Source organism: Streptomyces sp. A0592, assembly GCF_004795115.1.
Taxonomy (GTDB): domain Bacteria; phylum Actinomycetota; class Actinomycetes; order Streptomycetales; family Streptomycetaceae; genus Streptomyces; species Streptomyces erythrochromogenes.
Genome location: NZ_SSBM01000006.1, coordinates 158,892 through 180,046 on the forward strand (window position 1 = coordinate 158,892; position 21,155 = coordinate 180,046).

22 protein-coding genes are annotated in these 21,155 nt (G+C 72.6%); 16 read left to right on the top strand and 6 right to left on the bottom strand.

Going from position 1 to position 21,155, the window contains the following annotated elements; all coding sequences use genetic code 11:
* Nucleotides 1-58: 58 nt before the first annotated feature.
* Nucleotides 59-1,144, top strand: a complete 1,086-nt coding sequence (locus E6U81_RS11715; RefSeq protein WP_136230013.1) for an ABC transporter permease — start codon at nt 59-61, stop codon at nt 1,142-1,144.
* Nucleotides 1,141-1,836, top strand: coding sequence for an ABC transporter ATP-binding protein (locus E6U81_RS11720; protein ID WP_136230014.1), 696 nt, complete (start codon nt 1,141-1,143; stop codon nt 1,834-1,836). Before E6U81_RS11715 ends, E6U81_RS11720 begins: the two co-directional genes overlap by 4 nt.
* Nucleotides 1,837-1,908: 72 nt before the next feature.
* On the opposite strand, the gene E6U81_RS11725 is transcribed toward E6U81_RS11720, so the two are convergent.
* Nucleotides 1,909-2,712 carry an IclR family transcriptional regulator gene (locus E6U81_RS11725; protein ID WP_030852090.1) on the bottom strand — a complete coding sequence of 268 codons (804 nt, stop codon included), beginning with the start codon at nt 2,710-2,712 and terminating at the stop codon, nt 1,909-1,911.
* A gap of 327 nt (nt 2,713-3,039) precedes the next feature.
* Between E6U81_RS11725 and allB the strand changes: the two genes are divergently transcribed.
* Both allB and alc read left to right on the top strand, forming a co-directional pair.
* Nucleotides 3,040-4,383 (top strand): allantoinase AllB, encoded by a 1,344-nt coding sequence (gene allB / locus E6U81_RS11730; protein WP_136230015.1) that lies wholly within the window; start codon nt 3,040-3,042, stop codon nt 4,381-4,383.
* Between the two features lie 3 nt (nt 4,384-4,386).
* Complete coding sequence (gene alc, locus E6U81_RS11735) at nt 4,387-5,505, top strand: allantoicase (RefSeq protein WP_136230016.1); 1,119 nt, start codon at nt 4,387-4,389, stop codon at nt 5,503-5,505.
* 210 nt (nt 5,506-5,715) lie between these two features.
* On the opposite strand, the gene E6U81_RS40985 is transcribed toward alc, so the two are convergent.
* Together E6U81_RS40985 and E6U81_RS11745 are read right to left on the bottom strand one after the other, a co-directional pair.
* Nucleotides 5,716-6,198: a GNAT family N-acetyltransferase gene (locus E6U81_RS40985; RefSeq protein ID WP_168714613.1), complete on the bottom strand. Its 483-nt coding sequence runs from the start codon at nt 6,196-6,198 to the stop codon at nt 5,716-5,718.
* Between the two features lie 531 nt (nt 6,199-6,729).
* Entirely contained in the window at nt 6,730-7,464 is a 735-nt protein-coding gene (locus E6U81_RS11745) for an SDR family oxidoreductase (protein ID WP_136230018.1), read from the bottom strand.
* A 201-nt stretch (nt 7,465-7,665) separates the two neighbouring features.
* On the opposite strand from E6U81_RS11745, the gene E6U81_RS11750 reads away from it, so the two are divergent.
* Together E6U81_RS11750 and E6U81_RS11755 are read left to right on the top strand one after the other, a co-directional pair.
* On the top strand, nt 7,666-8,283 hold the full coding sequence (locus E6U81_RS11750; protein ID WP_136230019.1) for a dihydrofolate reductase family protein: 618 nt from the start codon (nt 7,666-7,668) through the stop codon (nt 8,281-8,283).
* A 59-nt stretch (nt 8,284-8,342) separates the two neighbouring features.
* Nucleotides 8,343-8,936 carry a hypothetical protein gene (locus tag E6U81_RS11755; protein ID WP_240803768.1) on the top strand — a complete coding sequence of 198 codons (594 nt, stop codon included), beginning with the start codon at nt 8,343-8,345 and terminating at the stop codon, nt 8,934-8,936.
* 61 nt (nt 8,937-8,997) lie between these two features.
* Here the strand turns inward: E6U81_RS11755 and E6U81_RS11760 are convergent, their stop codons facing one another.
* Complete coding sequence (locus E6U81_RS11760) at nt 8,998-9,366, bottom strand: hypothetical protein (protein ID WP_136230020.1); 369 nt, start codon at nt 9,364-9,366, stop codon at nt 8,998-9,000.
* Between the two features lie 134 nt (nt 9,367-9,500).
* Here E6U81_RS11760 and E6U81_RS11765 point away from each other — a divergent pair, with 134 nt between their 5' ends.
* The gene (locus E6U81_RS11765) at nt 9,501-10,424 is read left to right on the top strand and encodes a DMT family transporter (protein ID WP_136230021.1); all 924 of its coding nucleotides are present in this window, start codon (nt 9,501-9,503) and stop codon (nt 10,422-10,424) included.
* A gap of 145 nt (nt 10,425-10,569) precedes the next feature.
* Here E6U81_RS11765 and E6U81_RS11770 read toward each other — a convergent pair whose 3' ends face one another.
* Complete coding sequence (locus tag E6U81_RS11770; protein ID WP_136230022.1) at nt 10,570-11,583, bottom strand: Gfo/Idh/MocA family oxidoreductase; 1,014 nt, start codon at nt 11,581-11,583, stop codon at nt 10,570-10,572.
* Between the two features lie 220 nt (nt 11,584-11,803).
* On the opposite strand from E6U81_RS11770, the gene E6U81_RS11775 reads away from it, so the two are divergent.
* From E6U81_RS11775 to E6U81_RS11815, 9 genes are all read left to right on the top strand, one after another.
* Nucleotides 11,804-12,814 (top strand): sugar ABC transporter substrate-binding protein, encoded by a 1,011-nt coding sequence (locus tag E6U81_RS11775; RefSeq protein WP_136230023.1) that lies wholly within the window; start codon nt 11,804-11,806, stop codon nt 12,812-12,814.
* On the top strand, nt 12,811-13,845 hold the full coding sequence (locus E6U81_RS11780; RefSeq protein ID WP_136230024.1) for an ABC transporter permease: 1,035 nt from the start codon (nt 12,811-12,813) through the stop codon (nt 13,843-13,845). Before E6U81_RS11775 ends, E6U81_RS11780 begins: the two co-directional genes overlap by 4 nt.
* Complete coding sequence (locus E6U81_RS11785; RefSeq protein WP_240803769.1) at nt 13,812-14,783, top strand: ATP-binding cassette domain-containing protein; 972 nt, start codon at nt 13,812-13,814, stop codon at nt 14,781-14,783. Before E6U81_RS11780 ends, E6U81_RS11785 begins: the two co-directional genes overlap by 34 nt.
* On the top strand, nt 14,780-15,946 hold the full coding sequence (locus E6U81_RS11790) for an ROK family glucokinase (protein WP_136230025.1): 1,167 nt from the start codon (nt 14,780-14,782) through the stop codon (nt 15,944-15,946). The genes E6U81_RS11785 and E6U81_RS11790 overlap by 4 nt, the downstream gene beginning before the upstream one ends.
* The gene (locus tag E6U81_RS11795; RefSeq protein ID WP_136230026.1) at nt 15,943-16,536 is read left to right on the top strand and encodes a hypothetical protein; all 594 of its coding nucleotides are present in this window, start codon (nt 15,943-15,945) and stop codon (nt 16,534-16,536) included. The genes E6U81_RS11790 and E6U81_RS11795 overlap by 4 nt, the downstream gene beginning before the upstream one ends.
* Before the next feature lie 61 nt (nt 16,537-16,597).
* On the top strand, nt 16,598-17,230 hold the full coding sequence (locus E6U81_RS11800; protein WP_136230027.1) for an MBL fold metallo-hydrolase: 633 nt from the start codon (nt 16,598-16,600) through the stop codon (nt 17,228-17,230).
* 36 nt (nt 17,231-17,266) lie between these two features.
* Nucleotides 17,267-18,052, top strand: coding sequence for an exodeoxyribonuclease III (locus E6U81_RS11805; RefSeq protein WP_136230028.1), 786 nt, complete (start codon nt 17,267-17,269; stop codon nt 18,050-18,052).
* Between the two features lie 63 nt (nt 18,053-18,115).
* Nucleotides 18,116-18,556 carry a DUF6278 family protein gene (locus tag E6U81_RS11810; RefSeq protein WP_136230029.1) on the top strand — a complete coding sequence of 147 codons (441 nt, stop codon included), beginning with the start codon at nt 18,116-18,118 and terminating at the stop codon, nt 18,554-18,556.
* Between the two features lie 140 nt (nt 18,557-18,696).
* Nucleotides 18,697-19,440, top strand: coding sequence for an amino acid ABC transporter ATP-binding protein (locus E6U81_RS11815; RefSeq protein ID WP_136230030.1), 744 nt, complete (start codon nt 18,697-18,699; stop codon nt 19,438-19,440).
* Nucleotides 19,441-19,482: 42 nt separating this feature from the next.
* On the opposite strand, the gene E6U81_RS11820 is transcribed toward E6U81_RS11815, so the two are convergent.
* Nucleotides 19,483-21,081 (bottom strand): CocE/NonD family hydrolase, encoded by a 1,599-nt coding sequence (locus tag E6U81_RS11820; RefSeq protein WP_136230031.1) that lies wholly within the window; start codon nt 21,079-21,081, stop codon nt 19,483-19,485.
* Nucleotides 21,082-21,155: the final 74 nt, after the last annotated feature.

Consider the following 21,155-nt stretch of genomic DNA (forward strand, 5'->3'; position numbering starts at 1 on the left):
GAGGATCACTACTGTGGCGCGATGCCTTGTGTCCACGCGGAACACCAAGGTGGGGGACATGTTCGTCGCATGGAGAGATCTACGGTTCGCCAAGGGCCGCTTCGCCCTCATGGGCTCGGTGGTGCTGCTGATCACGCTGCTGGTCGGCCTGCTGTCCGGGCTCACCGCCGGCCTGGCCCGGGAGAACATCTCGGCCATCACCGGCCTGCCCGCCTCGCACCTGGCCTTCGCCGCTCCCACCGGGGACCAGAAGGTGTCCTTCACCAACTCCCAGGTGCCCGAGTCCGCGTGGCTGGCCTGGCGGGGGCAGCCCGGTGTGAAGGCCGCGCAGCCCCTCGGCATCCGCACCACCAACGCCGTCTCGGGTGAGCGCACCGCCGCGGTCTCGGTCTTCGGCGTGGAGCCCGCGGGCGGGATAGCGCCGCGGGACGCGGGCCTCACGCAGGGCCGGGTGGTCCTCGCCGAGAAGGCGGCGAAGGAGCTCGGCGGCCTCAGCGCAGGCGCCAAGCTCAAGATCGGCCCGCTCGAACTGACGGTGGCCGCCGTCGCCGGCACCGCCGCCTACAGCCACACCCCGGTCGTCTGGATGGACCTCAACGACTGGCAGCGCATCGGCAACCCCGGCACCTCCATCGACACCCTCGCCACCGTCGTCGCCGTCTCCGGCAGCGGCCTGGACCTCGCCGCCGCCGACCGGGCGGCGGCCACCCGGGCGCAGACCGTGGACGAGGCCCTGGGCGCCATAGGCTCCTACCAGGCCGAGAACGGCTCGCTCCAGCTGATGCGCGGCTTCCTCTTCGCCATCTCGGCCCTGGTCATAGGGGCCTTCTTCACGGTGTGGACCATCCAGCGCAGCGGCGACATCGCCGTCCTGAAGGCCCTGGGAGCCTCCACCCCCTACCTGCTGCGGGACGCCCTCGGCCAGGCCGTGGTGATGCTCGCCATCGGCACCGGCCTGGGCACCGGGCTCGCCGCCGGATTCGGCGCAGTGATCAGCGGCGGCGACGTTCCCTTCGTCCTCGACGCCGCCACGGTGCTCGTTCCCGCCGCGATCATGATCGCGCTCGGCGCGCTGGGCGCGGCCCTGTCCATCCGGCGGATCACCGCCGTCGACCCGCTGACCGCCCTCGGGAGCGCCCGATGACCCTCCTCGTCCACGACGTCACGCTCACCTACCCCGACGGGGAGAGCCGGCTCACCGCCCTCGACGCGGTCGGCCTGGAGGTCCCGGCCGGCACCCTCACGGCGGTGATCGGGCCCTCCGGCTCCGGCAAGTCCTCCCTGCTCGCGGTCGCCGCCACCCTCGTCACCCCGGACCGCGGCCGGGTCGTCGTCGCCGGCGAGGACACCACGCGGCTCGGCCCCGCCGAGAAGTCGGCCCTGCGCCGGGAGAAGATAGGCATCGTCTTCCAGCAGCCGAACCTGCTGGCCTCGCTGACCGCCGCCGAGCAGCTCCAGGTCATGGCCCACGTGGCGGGCCGGCCCGCGAAGGCCCTGCGCCGGCGGGCACTGGAACTGCTGGACGCGGTGGGTCTCGCCGACAAGGCCGACAAGCGCCCCCACCAGCTCTCCGGCGGCCAGCGCCAGCGGATCAACATCGCCCGCGCGTTGATGAACGAGCCCGCCGTGCTGCTGGTCGACGAGCCGACCAGCGCCCTCGACCACGAGCGCGGCGCGGCCGTGCTGGACCTGCTGGTCACGCTGACGCGCGAGCGTTCCACCGCGACGGTGCTCGTCACCCACGACCACGCCCACCTGGAGCGGATGGACCGCACGGCGACCATGGCCGACGGCCGGCTGACGGCCGGGCACCAGGACCGCGTCGCCGCGTCCTGAGCCCGCGTACGGGAAGGCCCCGGTGCCCCCTCGGTGGGGGCGCCGGGGCCTTCGCACGGCCGTGCGGCAGACCTACGCCGGGCTCTGGTTGGCCAGGGCCACCGACAGCTCGGCGGCGACGTTCTGGAGGATCGGGACGAAGGACTCGGTCACGGCCTCGGTGACGCGTCCGGCCGGGCCGGAGATGGAGATCGCGGCGGCGGTCGGCGAGTTCGGCACCGACACGGCCAGGCAGCGGACTCCTATCTCCTGCTCGTTGTCGTCGACCGCGTAGCCGGCCCTGCGGACCTGCTCCAGTGCCTCCAGGAAGCCCTCGGGCGTGGTGATGGTCTTCTCGGTCGCGGCCGGCATCCCGGTGCGGGCCAGCAGGGCCCGTACCTCGTCGGCAGGGGTGTGGGCGAGCAGTGCCTTGCCCACACCGGTGGAGTGCGGGAGGACCCGGCGGCCGACCTCGGTGAACATGCGCATCGAGTGCTTGGACGGCACCTGGGCGACGTAGACGATCTCGTCCCCGTCGAGCAGGGCCATGTTCGCCGTCTCGCCGGTCTCCTCGACCAGACGGGCGAGGTAGGGGCGCGCCCAGGTGCCCAGCAGGCGCGACGCGGACTCGCCGAGGCGGATCAGGCGGGGGCCGAGGGAGTACCGTCGGTTGGGCTGCTGGCGTACGTACCCGCACGCCACCAGCGTGCGCATCAGGCGGTGGATCGTGGGCAGGGGCAGACCGCTGGCGGCCGAGAGCTCGCTGAGGCCGACCTCGCCCCCGGCGTCGGCCATACGTTCGAGCAGATCGAAGGCGCGCTCAAGGGACTGGACGCCACCGCTGGCGGCAGGGGTCTTTGAGGAAGCGTCGGTGGTGCTGGCGCTGGACGTCGGCACGGCGCGGTCCTTTCGGTGCTGGCAGGCAAGGGAGCAGCCTACCCGGCGGTCGGCGTCGGCCCTAGTGCTGGGGTGGGGGCCGTCGCCGCCGGTCAGAGGTGGTTTGTCCTGGTGGCGGACGTCCTCCGGAAGTTATCCGCCCGACTCCCGTGGTGGTAGCTACATTCTGTATAGCGAAATCTTAATTCCATCCTGTGGAAACATCCAATTGCGGTCCCGGTGTGTCAGTGGTCCGTCTGTGGACTCTTGACTGCTCCCGGATCGCCGGGAAGACTCCGTCAACAGAACGTTGAATTTCGCTCTGTGGAAGTAGATGGGGAGGTTCCGGTGGCCGACGTGGCTGTGGAACTGGTACTGCGCTCGACGCGCGTCATCACCCCCGAGGGGACGCGCGCCGCCTCGGTCGCCGTCGCCGGCGGGAAGATCACGGCCGTGCTCGCACACGACGCCGAGGTGCCGGCCGGAGCCCGGCTGGAGGACTTCGGCGACGACGTCCTGCTCCCCGGCCTGGTCGACACCCACGTCCACGTGAACGACCCCGGCCGCACCGAGTGGGAGGGCTTCTGGACGGCCACCCGCGCCGCCGCGGCCGGCGGCATCACCACGATCCTCGACATGCCGCTCAACTCGCTCCCGCCGACCACCACGGTCGACAACCTGCGCGTCAAGCAGGAGGTCGCCCGCGCCAAGGCGCACGTGGACGTCGGCTTCTGGGGCGGCGCCCTCCCGGACAACGTCAAGGACCTGGCCCCGCTGCACGACGCCGGGGTCTACGGCTTCAAGTGCTTCCTGTCGCCCTCGGGCGTGGACGAGTTCCCCGAGCTCGACCAGGAGCAGCTGGCCACCTCCCTCGCCGAGATCACCGGCTTCGGCGGCCTGCTGATCGTGCACGCCGAGGACCCCCACCACCTCGACGCCGCCCCCGTCGTCCCCGGCCCCAAGTACGCCGACTTCCTGGCCTCCCGGCCGCGCGACGCCGAGAACACCGCCATCGGCAACCTCATCGCCCAGGCGAAGCGGCTGAACGCCCGCGTCCACGTCCTGCACCTGTCGTCCTCGGACGCGCTGCCGCTGATCGCCACGGCCAAGGCCGAGGGCGTCAGGATCACCGTCGAGTCCTGCCCGCACTACCTCACCCTCACCGCCGAGGAAGTGCCGGACGGCGCGAGCGAGTTCAAGTGCTGCCCGCCGATCCGCGAGGCCGCCAACCAGGACCTCCTGTGGGACGCGCTCGCCGACGGCACCATCGACTGCATCGTCTCCGACCACTCGCCCTCCACCGCGGACCTGAAGACGAGCGACTTCTCCACCGCGTGGGGCGGCATCTCCTCCCTCCAGCTGGGCCTTCCCGCCATCTGGACCGAGGCGCGCCGCCGCGGCCGGACCCTGGAGGACGTCGTCCGCTGGATGTCCGCCGCCCCGGCCGCCCTCGCCGGGCTGGCGCAGAAGGGCGCGATCGAGGCCGGCCGCGACGCCGACTTCGCCGTGCTCGCCCCCGAAGAAACGTTCACCGTGGATCCGGCCGAACTCCACCACCGCAACCGGGTCACGGCGTACGCGGGCAAGACCCTGCACGGCGTCGTGAAGTCCACCTGGCTGCGCGGCACGCAGATCGCCGACCACGGCACCCCGACCGAGCCCACGGGCCTCCTCCTCGAAAGGCAGAACTGACCAGTGGCGATTGAATCCTTCACCGGCAACGCGAACCCGTACGGAGGCGGCGACCCGTACGCGGACTACCGCACCGCGGACTTCCCCTTCACCCAGTACGCGAACCTCGCCGCCCGTGAACTGGGCGCCGGTGTCATCGCCGCCAACGACGAGTTCTTCGCCCAGCGCGAGAACCTGCTGATCTCCGAGGCCGCGCACTTCGACCCCGAGGACTTCGGCCACAAGGGCAAGGTCATGGACGGCTGGGAGACCCGCCGCCGCCGCGGCGTCTCCGCCACCCAGCCCTGGCCCACGCCCGAGGACCACGACTGGGCCCTCGTACGCCTCGGCGCGCCCGGCGTCATCCGCGGCATCGTCGTCGACACCGCCCACTTCCGCGGCAACATGCCGCAGGCCGTCTCCATCGAGGCCACCAACTGGGAGGGCGCCCTCGCGCCGACCCCGGAGGAGCTCCAGGGCGACGACGTGAAGTGGACGACCATCGTGCCCCGCACGGCGGTCGGCGGGCACGCCGCCAACGGCTTCGAGGTCGACGCCGAGCAGCGCTTCACGCACCTGCGCGTCAACCAGCACCCCGACGGCGGCATCGCCCGCCTGCGGGTCCACGGCGAGGTCCTGCCCGACCCCGAGTGGCTCGCCGCGCTCGGCTCCTTCGACGTGGTGGCGCTGGAGAACGGCGGCTCCGTCCAGGACGCCTCCAACCGCTTCTACTCCCCGCCGACCAACACCATCAACCCGGGCCGCTCCCGCAAGATGGACGACGGCTGGGAGACCGCCCGCCGCCGCGACAACGGCAACGACTGGATCCGCTACCAGCTCGTCACCGAGTCCGAGATCCGCGCCGTCGAGATCGACACCGCGTACCTCAAGGGCAACTCGGCCGGCTGGGCCTCCCTGTCGGTCAGGACGGGCGAGGAGGGCGAGTGGACGGAGTTCCTGCCCCGGACCCGCCTGCAGCCCGACACCAACCACCGCTTCGTACTGGACGCCCCGGCGGTGGGCACCCACGTACGGATCGACATCTTCCCGGACGGCGGCTTCTCGCGCCTGCGCCTGTTCGGCTCCCTGACGGAGGCCGGCGCGGCGGCGCTGACCGCCCGTCACCAGGAGCTGGGCGGCTGACGCCGTACCGCTGACCGCCCCGGGGGCCGACACCCCCGGGGCCGGCACACCCCGCAGGGGCGCACCGGATCCCGGTGCGCCCCTGCGGCGTGGGCGAGCGGTGGCCCCGCGCCCCGCGGGGCACGGCGCGGGCCGAGACGGGCCGCCGCGAAGACCCGGAGAAGCCCCGCCGAGGCGGCACAAGGCCCGGCTCCGCCCAGGCCCGCCCGGTCAGCCGGAGACCGGTGCGACGCCCAGCGCGGCCACGACCTCGTCGTCCTCGAACTCGCCGGTGGGCACGAAGCCGAGCTCGGCGTACAGCCTGGCGGCGGGCGCGTTGTCGGGATGGTACGAGAGCCGGATCTCCCGGCAGGCCGGCAGCGCCGCGAGCCGCCCGACCAGTGCGCGCACCGCGGCCCGCCCCACGCCCCGGCCCTGCTCGGCGGCGTCGACGATCATGCCGCCGATCCAGTGGGCGCCGCCCTCGTCGTCGTACGCCCACATCACGTGCCCCACGACGGTGTCGCCGGCGCGGATCGCGAGCGAACTCCACACCCCGCCGCGCATCGAGAGGAGCAGGTACCGGGCGCCGAGCGCGGCGACGAACCGGCGCTGGCCGTCCGCCGGCGCCACGTCGGCGACGGCGCGCCAGTTCCCGTCCGTGATCTCGTCGAGCACCACGCTCCGGCCCTGCCGGTCGGTGAAGTCCACGATTCCCCCAGCCCGTTCGGTATGTCGATCAAGCCGAGCATAAGCGCGCCAGTCGGCCCGCGGCCCGGGGGAGGGCGAGCCGGGCGCGACCCGGGCTCCTGGCCGGCCCGCGGGCCGGCCAGCGGCCGGGGCACCCAGCGCCCTGTCCGCCCGGGGTCCATGCCCGCCGGGTCTCCGGGCTCCCGGATGCGGGTCCGCTCGGGCTCGGGGGGTTCCCAGGTCGGTGACCGCTCGGGGGCCTGGGGCACCCGGGTGCGTGTCCGCCCAGGCTTCGGGGCTCCCGGATGCGCGCCGCCCCCGGCCCGGGGGAGGGCGGGCCGGGCGCTGCCCCGGCCTCCCGGTCCGCGGGCCGGCCAGCGGCCGGGGCACCCAGGTCCTTGCCCGCCCGGGGGCAGGGGTGCCCCGGCTCCCCGCCTGCCCGGGAGCGGGGCGCCTCGGGTCCATGCCCGTCCGGGGTCCTGGGGCACCCCGGGGTCGGGTCTGCCCGGGGTTCGGGGGCCCCCGGGTCGTGTCCGCCCGCACGCCCGGCGAGGGCTACGCCGCGTGGCCGCCGTCCACCGCGAACTCCGCGCCCGTGACGTAGCCGGCGCCCGGTCCGGCCAGGAAGGCCACCACGTCCGCGACCTCCGCCGCCTTCCCGAACCGGCCCAGCGCCGTCATCGCCGCCTGCGGGCCCGCGTACGGGCCGTCGGCCGGGTTCATGTCGGTGTCGACGGGCCCCGGATGCACCACGTTCGCGGTGATCCCGCGGCCGCCGAGCTCCCGCGCCAGAGCCTTCGTCAGCCCGATCGTCGCGGCCTTGCTCATCGCGTACAGGACCCCGCCCGGCCCCGGCACCCGCTGCGCCATGCAGCTGCCGATCGTGATGATCCGCCCGCCCTCCCGCATCCGTCCGGCCGCGGCCTGCGCCGCGAGGAACGCGCCCCGCACGTTGACGCCGAGCACCCGGTCCACGTCGGCCGACTCCACCGCCTCCAGGGGCCCGACCGCCCCCACCCCGGCGTTGTTGACGAGCACGTCGAGCCGCCCGAACCGCCGTACGGTCTCCCCGACGGCGTTGGCGACCTCCGCCGCGTCCCCCGCATCGGCCCGCAGCGCGACCGCCCGCCGCCCGAGCGCCTCCACCGCCTTCACCACGCGCCCCGCGGCTTCCGCGTCGCTGAGGTACGTGATCGCCACGTCCGCCCCGTCCTCGGCGAGCCGCACCGCGACCGCCGCCCCGATCCCCCGGCTCCCCCCGGTCACCAGTGCCACCGCGTTCCTGTCCATGGCTTTCCTCCCGCATTCGCCCCGCTGATTGGTTGCGAGTTCAATCAAATAGCGCCCGACCCGCCACCGCTGGCAGGAATCCGACCCCGCGTTCCCGGGGGCGACGGGAATCGGGTGCGGGCCGTGCGTGGCGGCGCGATGAGTTCTGGCGGGAGCGGGAGTCTGAACCCGTAGAGACCATCGAGCGAGGAGCGCAGGGCCATGGCGGAGCTGACACTGACCACCTTCGTGACGCTGGACGGCGTGCTGCAGGCGCCCGGCGGGCCCGACGAGGACCGCAGTGACGGGTTCGAATACGGCGGGTGGGCCGCGCCCTACGTCGACGAGGAGATGGGGGAGTTCATCACCGAGGTGTTCGGCCGGGCGGGGGCGTTCCTGCTCGGACGGAAGACGTACGAGATCTTCGCCGGCTACTGGCCGGAGCACGACGAGCCGGGCGACCCCGTCGCGGGCGGGCTGAACCGGCTGCACAAGTACGTGGCCTCGACCACCATCGAGGAGCCGGCCTGGGGGCCGGCCACCGTGCTCGACGGGGAGCACCTGCAGAGCGAGATCGTCCGGGCCAAGGACGCGCTCGATGGGGAACTCCAGGTGCACGGGAGCGGGCAGCTCGCGCAGTGGCTGCTCGCCCGGGACCTCGTCGACGAGATCAACCTGCTGGTGTTCCCCGTGGTCCTGGGCGCGGGACGCAGGCTGTTCCCCACCGGCGGGCTGCCGACCGCCTACGAGCTGACGGCCTCCCGCACGACGCCCGTCGGGACGGCCATCCACACCTACCGGCCGACGGGCCGGGCGTCGTTCGGCACCGTCGGCGCGTAGCGAGCGGCCGGGCGGAGCCCGGCCGGGAGGGCGAACGGCCCGTCTGGCAGGCTGCGGCCGTGGAAGAGCTCATAGGTACGCAGAAGCCGGTACGCAGGATCATCGACGCCGACGAGGCGGTCACCGCACTGGAACGTGCCGTTCCAGGACTGGTGGACATCCGGCGGCAGGAACCCGCCGTGTTCGGGTGGCGGGAGGTCGAGGAGATCCTCGGCACGGCTCTGCCGGCCGACTTCAAGGCGCTCGCCGAATGGTGTCCGCCGTTCGAGCTGGACGACTTCCTGACCGTCAGCCTCCCCGAGCCCGGCGAGGAGCGCGACTGGGCCAGGGCCATGGAGAAGGAGAACGGGGACTGGGGGTCGAACTGTCCCGCCGAGCTGCGTCCCGAGGAGCTCCTGTCGGCGCCCCTGATGGCCTGGGCGGACTCGGCGGAGGGCGACCGGTTCTTCTGGTCCGGGCTCGAAGGGGATCCGGACCACTGGCCCGTCACCGTCTGGTCCCGCAACGGCCCCTGGTGGCACTACGAGGGCGGAACGGTCCAGTTCCTGGCCGAGCTCTGCGGCGCGAGCGTGGAGCCCTGGGCCCTCCCCACGGTCCGGCCCCGCGTCACCGGCTGGGGCACCGAGGACGGCGGGTGGCACAGGACGGTGTAGACCTGCCGGTCCCGCCGGCGGTCCCGCCGCAGCCGGTGCCGGGCACCCCCGGCGGCATCGGCTACCGCCGGTCCAGGGCCAGTTGGACCACCCGGCCCTCGCGCAGGACCAGGAGGTCCGGGGACTCGTGGGCGTGGTGGCGGATGCGGCCGACCGGGCCCGGCGGGCGGATGTGCGGGGTGAGGAGCAGCAGGAGGTCCTCCAGGGCCGGGAGCTGATGCTCGTGGATCTCCTGGCGGGCCGTCAGGGCCCAGCCGTCGCGTTCCGCCGGGCCGAACTCGCCGACGAGCATCCCGCCGACCCGCCAGGCCGGGCCCCGGGGTGAGAGCAGGCCGTCCCCCGTCATGTGACGGCGCACCTCCGCGAGCACGGCGTCGGGCGTGGTGTCGAGCAGGTCGAACGCCAGATCCACGGCGTAGAGATCAGCCATGCGGCCGACTCTACGGGTCGGGGGCGCGAGGCCCGGAAACGGGTCGCCCCGCATGATCGGCTCCGGTACGGTGTGCCCCGCAACCGTGCGAGCCACCGATGTCTCCACCTCCCGAGTGATGTTGGAGACCTCCCGTGGCCGTCGCCTCGCCCGCCCTGCAAGCCCCACCCCGCCGCGCCTGGGCCGGTGATCTGCCCGTGCTGGCCGTCGCCGTCGTGTGGGGCGGGAGCTATCTCGCCGCCAAGGGGATCACCACCGCGCACACCGTTATCGCCGTACTCGTGCTGCGGTTCGCGCTCGTGCTGCCCGTGCTGGTCGTCGCCGGGTGGGCGCGGCTGCGCGCGCTGACCCCGGCCCAGCTGCGCGGCGCCGGGCTGCTGGGGCTCGTGCTCGGCGGGATCTTCCTGCTGGAGACCTACGGGGTCGTCCACACCTCCGCCACCAACGCGGGGCTGATCATCAGCCTGACCATGATCTTCACCCCGCTCGCCGACGCCGCCGTGAAGCGGAAGGCACCCTCCGCCTCCTTCCTCGGGGCCGCCGCGGCCTCCGTCCTCGGCGTCGTGCTGCTCACCCAGGGCGCCGGCTTCACCGCACCCGGCCTCGGCGACCTGCTGATCCTCGGCGCCGCCCTCGCCCGCACCCTGCACGTGCTGCTGATGGCCCGCTCCGAGGGCGTCCGCGGCGCCGACCCGCTGTCGCTGACCACGGTGCAGCTCGGCGGCGCCGTGCTCGTCTTCGCCCTGCTGGCCGCCGTACCGGGGACCGGCGCGACCCCCTGGGCCGCCGCGGCGGACTTCGGGCCCGCCCAGTGGGCCGGCCTGGCGTTCCTCTCCGTCTTCTGCACCCTCTTCGCCTTCTTCGTGCAGATGTGGGCCGTACGGCGTACCTCGCCCTCCCGGGTCAGCCTGCTGCTCGGCACCGAGCCCCTGTGGGCGGCCGTCGCGGGCATCGCTGTCGGTGGGGAGCACCTGGGACCTCTCGGCTACGCCGGCGTTGTGCTGGTTTTGGTCGGCACCGCCTGGGGGCGGCGCGCGCTCACCCCGGCCCCTGCCTGAGCATGCCCCGAGCAGGTCCCCGAGCAGGCCGCGAGCGCGTCCGCGAGCGTGACCGGAAAGCGCCGCAGTCAGCCGGGGATCACCCCCGTAGGGTGGCCGGATGCCCTGCCCACCGAACCGGTCACCGAACCGGTCGCCGATGCGGTTACCGATCCGACAGGTCCGGGAGCTCCTCCAGCCGGACCCGGCGCCGCTCCCGCCGCGACAGCTCGCAGGCCTCCGCGACCCGCAGCGCGGCCAGGGCCTCCCGCCCGTCGCAGGGGTTCTCGCACTCGCCGCGCACCAGCCGTACGAAGGCATCCAGCTCGGCCTCGTACGCGGGGCCGAAGCGCTCCAGGAAGCCGGTCCACGGCTTGCTCGCGGCCGGCGGCCCGTTCGGTTCGGTCGAGGCGATCGGCGTCCGGTCGTCCAGTCCGGCGGAGACCTGGTCCCGCTCCCCGGCCAGTTCCATCCGCACGTCGTAGCCGGCGCCGTTGCACCGGGTACCGGTGGCCGTGACCAGGGTCCCGTCGTCCAGTGTGAGGACCGCCGCGGCCGTGTCCACGTCACCCGTCTGCCGGAACTGCGGCGGACCGGCGTCCGACCCGGCGGCGTACACCTCCACCACCTCGCGGCCGGTCACCCACCGCACCATGTCGAAGTCGTGCACCATGCAGTCCCGGTAGAGGCCGCCCGATGTCGCCAGGTAGTCGGCGGCTGGCGGAGTGGGATCGGCCGTCGTCGTCCGTACGGTGTGCAGCCGGCCCAGGGCGCCGGAGCGGACCATCTCCCGGGCCGTGCGGTAGCCCGCGTCGAAGCGGCGCATGAAGCCCACCTGGAGCAGCCCGCCCAGGGCCGACACCTCGCGCAGGACGGACAGGGTGCGGCCGAGGTCGGGGGCGACCGGCTTCTCGCAGAACACCGGGAGCCCGCCGCGGATCGCCCGGACGACCAGCTCCGCGTGCCCGTCGGTGGAGGAGGCCACGACCACCGCGTCCACGCCCCAGGTGAAGACCTGCTCCACGGAGGGCGCGGCCGTGGCCCCGAGCCGGTCGGCGAGGCGTGCCGCCCGCGCGGGATCGGAGTCGGCGAGCAGGAGCGAGCCCGCCTCCGGGTGGCGGGCGAGTGCCGCCGCGTGGAACGAGCCGATCCGGCCAGTTCCGATGAGCCCGATGCGCATGAACTCAACCTGGCCCCGTTGGGGGAACCTGTCAATCCGCTCGCGTCGATCTTGGGGGTTTCGCGTGCTGATCTGCGATCCCGCCGTGTCGATCTGCGGGTGCATGCCCCGATGGCCCTTCATGGTCCACTGTGGCGGATACTGGGCGGCTGAAACCGGAATGACCGAATGATGACGGCCGCGATGGCGGACGAGACGGACGAGGGAAGGGCGCGGCGACGTGGCTAGGGTTCGGACAGGGGTGCGCGTCGTGGGCGCCGTGCTCGCGGCGGTACTGGGGGCCTCGCTCGCGGGATGCAGCAGTACGGGCGGCAAGCGCGCCGAGGAGCGGGCGAAGGCCGCCGAGGCGGGCCGGCCCGCCGTCTCCACCCCGCGCTGGACCTTCGCGATGGTGACCCACGCGGGCGACGGCGACACCTTCTGGGACATCGTCCAGAAGGGTGCCAAGGAGGCCGCGGCCAAGGACAACATCAACTTCGTCTACTCCCACGACGACCAGGCCCAGCAGCAGGCGCAGTTCGTGCAGAACGCCATCGACCAGAAGGTCGACGGGATCGTGGTGAGCCTGGCCAAGCCCGAGGCCCTCAAGGACGTCGTGCAGAAGGCCGTCAAGGCCGGCATCCCGGTGATCACGGTCAACTCCGGATCCGCCCAGTCCGCCGCGTACGGGGCGCTCACCCACATCGGCCAGGACGAGACCATCGCGGGCGAGGCGGTCGGCACCGAGCTGGGCAAGCGCGGCCGCAAGAAGGCCGTCTGCGTCCTGCACGAGCAGGGCAACGTCGGCCACGAGCAGCGCTGCGCCGGCGCGAAGAAGACCTTCTCCGGCGAGATGGAGAACCTGTACGTCGAAGGCACGAACATGCCCTCGGTCCAGGCGGCCATCCAGGCCAAGCTGCAGGCGGACCCGTCCATCGACGCGATCCTCACCCTCGGCGCGCCCTTCGCCCCCACCGCGGTCAAGGCCAAGGAGGCCGCCGGGAGCAAGGCCGAGGTCGACACCTTCGACCTCAACGACTCGGTGGCCCGCGACCTCAAGTCCGGCGCCCTCGGCTTCGCCGTGGACCAGCAGCCCTACCTGCAGGGATACGAGGCCATCGACCTGCTCTGGCTCTACCGCTACAACGCCGACGTGCTCGGCGGCGGCCGCCCCGTGCTCACCGGGCCGCAGATCGTGACCGCCGCCGAGGCCGCCGAGCTGGAGGAGTACATCAAGCGGGGCAGCCGATGAGCGCCGCCACCGCCGTCGACGAACGGCTCGCGCCGGCCTCCCTCGTCCGCAGGCTGCTCGGGCGTCCCGAGCTGGGCGCGGTGGTCGGCGCCGTGGCCGTCTTCGTCTTCTTCTCCATCGCGGCCCCCACCTTCCTGCAGGCCTCCAGCCTCAGCACGATCCTGTACTCGGCCTCCACCATCGGGATCATGGCGGTCCCCGTGGCCATGCTGATGATCGGCGGCGAGTTCGACCTCTCCGCCGGTGTCATGGTCACGACCTCGGCGCTGGTGAGCTCGATGTTCAGCTACCAGATGACCGCGAACGTCTGGGTCGGCGTCCTGGTGTCCCTGCTGGTCGCCCTGGCCATCGGCTTCTTCAACGGCTTCATGCTGACCCGCACCAAGCTGCCCAGCTTCATCATCACGCTCGGCACCTTCCTGATGCTGACCGGCCTGAACCTCGGCTTCACCAAGCTGATCAGCGGCACGGTCTCCACCAAGTCGATCGCCGACATGGAGGGCTTCCGCTCCGCCCGCGCCCTCTTCGCCTCGAAGTGGGAGATCGGCCCGGTCACCCTGCAGATCACCGTTCTGTGGTGGCTGGCCCTGGTCGCCGTCGCCACGTGGATCCTGCTGCGCACCCGCGCCGGCAACTGGGTCTTCGCGGTCGGCGGCGGGGCCGACGCGGCCCGCGCGGTCGGCGTGCCCGTCGTGAAGACCCGTATCGGCCTCTACATGGGCGTCGCCCTGTGCGCCTGGATCTCCGGCCAGCACATCCTCTTCTCGTTCGACGTGGTCCAGTCGGGCGAGGGCGTGGGCAACGAGTTCCTCTACATCATCGCGGCGGTCATCGGCGGCTGTCTGATGACCGGCGGCTACGGCTCCGCCATCGGCTCGGCGGTCGGCGCCTTCATCTTCGGCATGACCAGCAACGGCATCGTGTACGCCCAGTGGAACCCGGACTGGTTCAAGTTCTTCCTCGGCGCGATGCTCCTGCTGGCCACGCTGCTCAACGCATGGGTCCGCAAGCGGGCGGAGGCGAGCAAGTGACCACCACAGGAGCCACCACCGGCAGCGCAGAGGCGACGACCGCCCTGGTGAGACTGACCGGCGTCAGCAAGTACTACGGCAACATCCGCGCCCTCCAGGACGTCTCCCTGGAGGTCTCCGCGGGCGAGATCACCTGCGTCCTCGGCGACAACGGCGCCGGCAAGTCCACCCTCATCAAGATCATCGCGGGGCTGCACCGGCACGACGCCGGCACCTTCGAGATCGAGGGCGAGGAGACCGTCCTCGCCAACCCGCGCGCGGCCCTCGACCATGGCATCGCCACCGTCTACCAGGACCTCGCCGTGGTCCCGCTGATGCCCGTCTGGCGCAACTTCTTCCTCGGCTCCGAACCGACGAAGGGCCGCGGCCCCCTGCGCCGCCTCGACGTGGACCTCATGCGCCGGACCACACGCGACGAGCTGCTGCGCATGGGCATCGACCTGCGCGACGTGGACCAGCCCATCGGCACCCTCTCCGGCGGCGAGCGGCAGTGCGTGGCCATCGCCCGCGCCGTCCACTTCGGGGCGAAGGTCCTCGTACTCGACGAGCCGACCGCGGCCCTCGGGGTCAAGCAGTCCGGCGTGGTCCTCAAGTACGTCGCGGCGGCCCGGGACGCCGGCCTCGGTGTGGTCCTGATCACCCACAACCCGCACCACGCCCACCTGGTCGGGGACCGCTTCGTGCTGCTCAAGCGCGGCACGATGGCGGGCAGTCACACCCGCGACTCGATCACCCTGGACGAGCTCACCCGCCAGATGGCGGGCGGCTCCGAGCTCGACGAGCTGAGCCACGAACTGGAGCGAGTGGCAGAATCGGGATCGGGCGTCACGGGCGTCCCGGACGCCACGGACACCAGGGCCCGCGGCGCCGGCCGCACCGGCCCGGCCGACCAGGCTTCCCCCACCACCGCACCCACGAGGGACGACACGACTCGATGAGCACGTACCGGGACTTCACGCTCACCCACCGGGGGTCGGCGCGAGGCACCGTCCTGCGCACCATCGGCACCCGTGAGCGGCGGTCGCACCTGACCGCCCCGCGTGTCCCGACCGTCGGCATCGACATCGGCGGCACCAAGGTGATGGCCGGCGTCGTCGACGCCGACGGGATCATCCTGGAGAAGATCCGCACCGAGACCCCGGACAAGTCCAAGAGCCCCAAGGTCGTCGAGGACACCATCGTCGAGCTGGTGCTGGACCTCTCCGACCGGCACGACGTGCACGCCGTCGGCATCGGCGCGGCCGGCTGGGTCGACGCGGACCGCTCCCGGGTTCTCTTCGCCCCCCACCTGGCCTGGCGCGACGAGCCCCTGCGCGATGCCCTCCAGTCCCGGCTCGCGGTCCCGGTCATGGTCGACAACGACGCCAACACCGCCGCCTGGGCCGAATGGCGCTTCGGCGCCGGACGCGGCGAGGACCATCTCGTCATGATCACGCTCGGTACCGGCATCGGCGGCGCCATCCTCGAAGGCGGCCAGGTCAAGCGCGGCCGGTACGGGGTCGCCGGCGAGTTCGGCCACATGCAGGTCGTCCCCGGCGGCCACCGCTGCCCCTGCGGGAACCGCGGCTGCTGGGAGCAGTACAGCTCCGGCAACGCCCTGGTGCGCGAGGCCCGCGAGCTGGCCGCCGCCGACTCCCCGGTCGCGTACAACATCATCGCCAAGGTCGGCGGGAACGTCTCCGAGATCACCGGGCCGCTCATCACCGAGCTGGCCCGCGAGGGCGACGCCATGTGCGTCGAGCTGCTCCAGGACATCGGCCAGTGGCTCGGCGTCGGCATCGCCAACCTCGCCGCCGCCCTCGACCCGTCCTGCTTCGTCATCGGCGGCGGCGTCAGCGCCGCCGACGACCTGCTGATCGGCCCCGCCCGGGACGCCTTCCGCCGCCACCTCACCGGCCGCGGCTACCGCCCGGAGGCCCGTATCGCCAAGGCCCAGCTCGGCCCCGAGGCGGGTATGGTCGGCGCCGCCGACCTCGCCCGGCTCGTCGCCCGGCGCTTCCGCCGCGCCACCCGCCGGCGGGTCGAGCGCTACGAGCGCTACGCGCAGCTGGGCCAGCTGGGCCGCAAGCGCGAGAGCACCGCATCCGAGGACCAGTCGTGAACCCGCCCACCCTGCCCCACCAGTCCTCCGCCCCCGACGAGGGCGGTACGCCCCCGCCCACCCCCGAGGACCGCCGGCACGTCGTCAAGCGCCGCTGGATCACCGCGATCACCATCCTGCTGCTGATCGGCGTACCCGCGGGCTACCTCGCGATCTCCACCCAGCAGAGCCGCGAGAGCGGCCGCGACAAGGCGGCCAAGGTCGGCGCGTCCGAGGTGCGCCCGGGCTGGCCCTCCAAGGTGCAGCGCAGCATCTACGAGGTGCCGATCCCGGCGAAGGCCTGGAAGGTCGGCTTCCTGGAGACCAACAACTGGCGCACGAGCCGGCTCTTCACCGCGTTCGCGGTGACCCCCGCCGACCTCGACGCCTTCCTCGTCTCCGTCGGCACCAGCCGCGACGCGCTGGTCGCCGGCGACGTCACCATCTCCCCGCACGACTCCGAGGTCGCGGGCTGGAGCTGGAGCCCCCGAGCCCTCTGGTACGGGACCACCCTGGAGCAGGCCGACCCGCGCCCCAGCCGCGACATCACCGTGGACCTCACGGACCCCGAGCACCCCAAGGTCTACGTGGTCTCCACGACCACGCCCTGACCACGCCCCGACCACCCCCGACCACCCCCGACCGGGCCCTTCCCGCGGCTAGCCTGGGATCATGAAGCTCACCAAGCGGCTGCACTCCTGCGTCCAGTTGGAGAAGGACGGGCACACGCTCGTCATCGACCCGGGCGCCTTCAGCGAACCGGACGCGGGCCTGGGGGCGGACGCCCTGCTGGTCACGCACGAACACCCCGACCACTTCGACGAGGGCCGGCTGCGGGCCGCCCTCGACGCGAACCCGGCGGCAGGGCTGTGGACCCTGCGCAGCGTCGCCGAGCGGCTCGCCCCCGCCTACCCGGGCCGGGTGCACACGGTCGGCCACGGCGACACCTTCACCGCCGCAGGCTTCGAGATGCAGGTGCACGGCGAACTGCACGCCGTGATCCACCCGGACATCCCGCAGGTCACCAACGTCGGCTACCTCGTCGACGGATCCCTCTTCCACCCCGGCGACGCGCTGACCGTGCCCGGGGTCCCGGTGGAGACCCTGATGGTGCCGGTGCACGCACCCTGGAACAAGGTCTCCGAGGTGATCGACTACCTCCGCGAGGTGAAGCCGCGCCGGGCCCTGGACATCCACGACGCCTATCTCGCCGACATCGCCCGTCCGATCTACGACTTCGCCCTGGACAAGCTGGGCGGCACCGACCACGGGCGGCTCACCGCGGGGGACAGCGCCGAGCTGTAACGGGCGCTGTCGGTGCCGGGCGGTAGGTTGGCAGGTATGCGTATCGCCACCTACAACGTCAACTCCATCACCGCCCGGCTGCCGCGCCTGCTGGCCTGGCTGGAGAGCTCCGGCACCGATGTCGTGTGCATCCAGGAGACCAAGTGCTCGGCGGAGCAGTTCCCCCACGAACAGCTGCGCGAGCTGGGCTACGAGGCGGCCGTCAACGCCACCGGCCGCTGGAACGGCGTGGCCCTGCTCTCCAAGGTCGGCCTCGACGACGTGGTCACGGGGCTGCCCGGCGGCCCCGACTACGAGGGCGTGCAGGAGCCCCGGGCGATCTCCGCCACCTGCGGCGGGGTCCGGGTCTGGTCGGTGTACGTGCCCAACGGCCGCGAGGTCGAGCACGACCACTACGGCTACAAGCTGGACTGGTTCCGCTCCCTGGCCGCGGCCGTCGCCGAGGACGCGGCCGGCCCGCGTCCCTTCGCCGTGCTCGGCGACTTCAACGTGGCACCGACCGACGAGGACGTCTACGACCCGGCCGTCTTCGCCGGCCTCACCCACGTCACCCCGGCCGAGCGGGCCGCCCTGGAGGCGCTGCGCGGCGTCGGCCTCTCGGACGTCTTCCCGCGCGCGCTGAAGTACGACCGCCCGTACACCTTCTGGGACTACCGGATGCTCGCCTTCCCCAAGAACAAGGGCATGCGCATCGACCTGGTCTACGGCAACGAGCCCTTCACCAAGGCCGTCACCGACGCCTACGTCGACCGCGAGGAGCGCAAGGGCAAGGGCGCCTCCGACCACGCGCCGGTCGTCGTCGACCTCGATCTCGACCGGTAGGCGAGGGGCTTTTGCAGGCGCGCCCTGTGGCCAGCGGAGGATCCTGGTGCGACGCTGGGCGGTATGAACATCCCTTTCCTGGACAACTGGCTGAACCGGCGTGAAACGGAACGGGGTGCGGGGCTTGCCGCCGCCCTCGTGGACGACCCCGAGGGCGTCGCCGAGTTGTTCTCGGAGTGCGAGATGCTGCGGGTCCAGGCGCGGGCGGCGGGGCTCGAACTCGACGGGAGCCCGGCCTCGTTGGAGGCCCTCGACCAGCTGATGCCGCGCTGGCGGCGGGACCCCGAGGTGGTGCCGTGGCTCGGCAACGACGCGGGCTTCTACCTCGGCACCGTGATCGTCCGGACCATCCCGGGGACCGCCTGGCAGGTGTGGCCCAACGGCCAGCCGGTGATCCGCCTGGCCTCGGGCCGGGAGCTGAACGTGATCGAGTCGGGGGTGTCCTGGGCGATGACCGGTTCCCCCGAGCTCAGCCAGGCGTACGCGGAGGCCTCCGAGGGCTGACGCCCCCACCGCGCCACCGAGCCCGCGTGCCCCCGCGCGTGCCGCCGCTCCGGGGCGGGCGGCGTGTCGCGGCGAAGTGCCCTTCCGGGCTGGATAGTTTGCGCTGACCGGCATCCGACTCCGAGTGGGCAGGGCAGCGCATGGCCGTCGATCCGTTGATCGAGCTGCGGGACGTCAACAAGCACTTCGGACCGCTGCACGTGCTGCGGGACATCAGCCTCACCGTCGGCCGCGGGGAGGTGGTGGTGGTCATCGGGCCCTCCGGCTCCGGGAAGTCCACCCTGTGCCGGGCGATCAACCGGCTGGAGCCCGTCGAGTCGGGCACGATCCTGATCGACGGGGAGCCGCTGCCCGCCGAGGGCAAGGACCTGGCCCGGCTGCGCGCCGAGGTGGGGATGGTCTTCCAGTCCTTCAACCTCTTCGCGCACAAGACCGTCCTGGCCAACGTCTCGCTCGCGCAGGTCAAGGTCCGCGGGCGGTCGAAGCGCGAGGCGGACCGGCGCTCCCGCGAGCTCCTGGACCGCGTCGGCCTCGCCGACCAGGCCGACAAGTTCCCCGCCCAGCTCTCCGGCGGCCAGCAGCAGCGCGTGGCCATCGCCCGCGCCCTCGCCATGGACCCCAAGGCCCTGCTCTTCGACGAGCCCACCTCCGCGCTGGACCCGGAGATGATCAACGAGGTGCTGGAGGTCATGCAGCAGCTCGCCCGGGAGGGCATGACCATGGTCGTGGTCACGCACGAGATGGGCTTCGCCCGCTCCGCGGCCAACCGCGTGCTGTTCATGGCCGACGGCCGGATCGTCGAGGACCGCACCCCGGAGGAGTTCTTCACCGCCCCCGAGAGCGACCGGGCCAAGGACTTCCTCTCCAAGATCCTCAAGCACTGAGGGTCCGGAGCGGGGCCGTCCCGGCCCGGCCGCCGCCGTGGATCACTGCTCGCGCAGCGGCACCGAGACGTAGCTGGGGTCGCCCTGCGGCGAGGAGAAGGTCAGCTGCGCGCCGGTGGGGTTGTGCTCGATGTAGAGCGGGTCGACGGTGTCGACGACGAGGGCGAGCCGGTGGCCCGCGGGCACGTCGTAGGCGGTCGAGAAGAGCTCCAGGTCCACGCCGAAGGCCCGGCCCGGGGTCTTGTCGTGGAAGGTGTACGGGGCGTTGCTGACCAGCTTGCCGACGCCGAGCGGGCCGACGTCGTAGAGGTAGGCGACGAAGGTGCCGTCGCCCTTGGTGGGGGTGACGGTGGTGTGCAGCCGGACGGTGCCGCGGATCCGGCGGGCCTCGTCGTAGCGCCCGGACTGCCAGACGGCGGCGAAGGAGCGGGGGAGCAGCGGGATCGAGGCGACCGGGGGCGCCTTGAAGAACTGGTCGAAGACGCTGGAGAGGAGCACGACGCCGCCGTTGGCACCGGAGTCGACGTTCGCGAAGAGGTGCTCGCTGTCGGAGAGGGCGAGCTTCTCGGTGCCGCCGGAGCCGACCGAGGCCCAGTCGGCGTAGCCCTCGTAGCCGCCGTCGCTGCGGGACTTGACCTGCACGGGGGCCTCGGTGTCGACGCCGTTGCGCTCGCCCTTGAGGTAGCGGTCGAACCAGCGGTGGGCGTTGGTCCAGGTGTCGTTGGGCAGTCCGAGCAGGCCGGTGCCCTCGGCGGTGGCGTGGTCTCCCGGGCGGAACTCCAGGCGCTTGGGGCCGCTCAGCCGCTCGTAGAACTTCGCGTACTGGTTGGGCGGGAAGATCGTGTCGCCCCAGGCGTTGCCGAGCATGATCGCGGCGCCGTTGGCGTTGATCCGGTCCACCTGCTCGGCGGCCGAGCGCTTTCTGCCCCACTCGATCATCTGCTGTTCGCGGTCCAGCCGGGAGCCGAGGAAGTCGCCGAGGATCGACTGGAGTTCGGGTCCGGGGCGGCCGGTGAGGTAGCCGGCGGCGCCGAGCAGTCCGGCGGCCTGGCGGTGCTGGGTGCGGCCCGAGTAGATGGATTCGATGAGGTCGGCCCAGCCGCTCATCGCGACCACGGCCTTGACGCGCGGGTCGTGCGCCGAGGCCAGCAGGCTGATGCCCGCCCCGTACGAGACTCCGCCGAGGCCGATGCGGTCCGCGTCGGCGGGGGTGTGGGCGAGGGCCCAGTCGATGACGGCCGAGACGTCGGCGACGTCGGGCGGCCCGGCCACCTCGATCTGCCCGCCGGAGAGCCAGAAGCCGCGGGAGGTGTAACTGACCACGACGTAGCCGGAGTCGGCGAGCTTCTTGGCCTGGGCGATGTATTCGATCTGCGGCATGCCCCAGCTGGTGGGCAGCACGATCAGCGGGTACTTCAGGCCGCTCTGGGCTCCGGCCGGGGTGAAGACGTTGCCCTTGAGGGTGATGCCCCCGGAGCCGGGGATGTCGTGAAAGCGCAGGTCCGCGGCGGCGGTCTGCGGGGCGGCGGTGGTGGTGGCCGTGGCGGGTGCGGGAGCCGCCTGGGCCTGGTGGGGGGCCAGGCCCAGGGCGGTCGCCGCCAGGAGTGCCGCCACGGCTGCGGCGGTGGTGGTGCGTTCCATCGGTCGCTCCTCGCGTGCACCGGAGTCCTGAAAGTGACCCGACGGTAACGGGAGCGGCTTACCGAAGGTAACCC